Here is a 2,556-nt window from a genome sequence, read left to right as displayed (position 1 = left end):
GATTTCTGGCCCTGGATTTTTTGAAGTACTGCAACCTGATGGCAATATTGCCTACTCGCGTAATGGTCAATTTACTACCGATGGTGATGGCCGAATCGTTACTTCTGGCGCGGGTTACCCAGTGCAGCCCGAAATGAACGTACCCGACGACGCGCAATCAATTACGATTTCGCAAGATGGTGAAGTATCGGTGCGTATAGCAGGGCAAGCCGAAAACGTGGTGATTGGCCAGCTAGTGATTAGTGACTTTATTAATCCATCGGGTCTGGAACCAGTAGGGCAAAACCTTTATACCGAAACCGCGGTTAGTGGAGCACCAGTACAAGGTAACCCAGGGGTTGAGGGATTAGGGTCTATTGTTCAAGGATCGTTAGAGACATCAAACGTTAACGTGACCGAAGAGCTAGTAAACCTCATTGAAACACAGCGTGTTTACGAGATGAACTCAAAAGTAATTTCGGCGGTTGACGAAATGATGAGCTACATCAATCAACAGCTATAAAGAGTGGGAGGCTGTTATGCGTCATATAGTATTATTTACTGTGGCTATTTTAGCGTTAAGTGGGTGTGTGTCTAATCAAAATAGCGAAGTAGTGCAAGACGACCCTTACTATGCCCCCATGTATCCCGAGCCTATAGTCGAGCCGCTGGTGGCAACAGGTTCGCTGTTTAATACCCATGTATCAAACGATTTATACGCCGATAAAAAAGCGCTGCGCACTGGCGATATTATTACCGTTAAATTGCAAGAGTCGACCCAAGCGTCTAAAGCGGCAAAAACGCAAACCGATAAGCAATCAGAAGCTAAGCTCGACCCCGTGATTGGTTTAGGGGGCGTACCGGTAAATATTGGCGGCGACAGTATTCAGTTTGGTATTGGCAGTGACGCTTCATTTAAAGGTGACGCTAAATCTAATCAATCTAATAGCTTAGCGGGCGATATATCGGTAAATGTAATGCGCGTGTTGCCCAACGGTAATTTAGTTATTCGCGGCGAAAAGTGGCTAACACTTAACTCGGGCGAGGAGTTTATTCGTTTAGAAGGCTTAGTCAGACCACAAGATGTGTCTGCCGATAATACTGTGCAATCAAACCGCATTGCTAATGCCCGCATTCAATATTCGGGTAAGGGGCAAACGCAAGAAGCGCAAAGTGCAGGGTGGTTAACCCGCTTCTTTAGTAGCTCACTGTTTCCTTTTTAGAGGACACTCATTATGAATGGGTTCAAAATTTTTTGTTTATCTATATTAGTGCTTTGGCAACTTCCTGCCGCGGCTGAACGCATTAAAGATGTGTCTATGGTTGAAGGCGTGCGCTCTAACCAGTTAATTGGCTATGGGTTAGTGGTTGGTTTGCCGGGCACTGGTGAGCAAAGCCGTTTTACCGAGCAAAGCTTTAAAGGCATGCTGAATAGTTTTGGTATTACGCTGCCTGCAAGCTTAAAACCAAAAATTAAAAATGTGGCAGCCGTTGCCGTGCATGCTGAGCTGCCGCCGTTTAGAAAGCCCGGGCAAACCATAGATATTACCGTGTCGTCGATTGGCAGTGCGGGCAGTTTACGGGGGGGCACCTTATTACAAACCTTCTTAAAAGGGGTTGATGGTAATGTGTATGCGATTGCACAAGGTAGCTTAATTGTAGGCGGCTTAGGTGCAGAGGGGCTGGATGGCAGTAAAGTGGTGATTAACACGCCAACTGTTGGCAGAATACCCAATGGCGCTACCGTAGAGCGTGCGGTGAAAAGCCCGTTTATGCAAAACGACTACATTACCTTTAATTTAAATCGCCCCGACTTTACTACCGCGAAACGGCTAGAAAAAACCATTAATGATTTAATTGGGCCAAATAGTGCGCAAGCGCTTGATGCAGCCTCGGTACGTGTTATTGCGCCAAGGGATGCCTCGCAGCGGGTGTCGTATTTATCAACGCTAGAAAACTTAGAGTTTACGCCAGCCGATACCTCGGCCAAAATTATTGTTAACTCACGCACAGGCACCATAGTTATTGGTAAAAATGTTAAGTTACAGCCCGCGGCAATTACTCACGGTGGCTTAACGGTGACAATTGCCGAGCAACAAAATGTATCACAACCTAATGCATTAGCCGAAGGTGATACGGCTATCACCCAGCAAAGTATTATCGATATTAGGCAAGACGATTCGCGCGCCTTTGTATTTAACCCAGGAGTCAGTTTAGATGACCTCGTACATGCCATTAATGAGGTGGGCGCCGCGCCTGGTGACCTCATGGCCATATTAGAAGCATTAAAAGAAGCCGGCGCTATAAACGGCCAGCTGGTGGTTATTTAAAGTATCCTACAGTTATCAGTGGCAAGCTTAAACGCCGGCCACTGATAGCTTTACTCCGCTCACTGGCTCACTTTTTGCATTAGTTATTACATTATTCATTATTGTGTCAAAAAGCTGATGGAAACCAATCACCTCGATAAGCAAAACTTTTTTGATTTAGGTAACTTAAACGCTTTGCGTAAAGATGCTCTAAACAGTGGCGATGCATCGACAGATGCGTCTCGCGCTGCACTCAAAAAGGCAGCGG

Annotated in this window: 3 protein-coding genes and 1 pseudogene; all 4 read left to right on the top strand. The window is 46.0% G+C overall.

All coding sequences use genetic code 11. The features are described 5' to 3' along the window. A partial coding sequence (locus ABYB02_RS16550; RefSeq protein WP_372763467.1) for a flagellar hook-basal body complex protein occupies nt 1–502 on the top strand: 502 nt, incomplete at its 5' end. A gap of 16 nt (nt 503–518) precedes the next feature. Continuing rightward, nucleotides 519–1,202, top strand: a complete 684-nt coding sequence (gene flgH, locus ABYB02_RS16545) for a flagellar basal body L-ring protein FlgH (protein ID WP_372763466.1) — start codon at nt 519–521, stop codon at nt 1,200–1,202. A 12-nt stretch (nt 1,203–1,214) separates the two neighbouring features. Further along, entirely contained in the window at nt 1,215–2,309 is a 1,095-nt protein-coding gene (locus ABYB02_RS16540) for a flagellar basal body P-ring protein FlgI (RefSeq protein WP_372763465.1), read from the top strand. A 117-nt stretch (nt 2,310–2,426) separates the two neighbouring features. Then, nucleotides 2,427–2,556 (top strand): annotated as a pseudogene (locus ABYB02_RS16535) (flagellar assembly peptidoglycan hydrolase FlgJ); the annotation flags it as partial.

Source organism: Pseudoalteromonas sp., assembly GCF_041613455.1.
In the GTDB taxonomy this organism is placed as follows: domain Bacteria; phylum Pseudomonadota; class Gammaproteobacteria; order Enterobacterales; family Alteromonadaceae; genus Pseudoalteromonas.
Note: the sequence above shows the minus strand (reverse complement) of the source record. Positions and strands in the feature narration are given on the sequence as shown.

Bases quoted from the DNA above. Each gene is read 5' to 3' on its own strand.
- flgH (WP_372763466.1), top strand. From the start codon at position 519: ATGCGTCATATAGTATTATTTACTGTGGCTATTTTAGCGTTAAGTGGG.
- ABYB02_RS16540 (WP_372763465.1), top strand. From the start codon at position 1,215: ATGAATGGGTTCAAAATTTTTTGTTTATCTATATTAGTGCTTTGGCAA.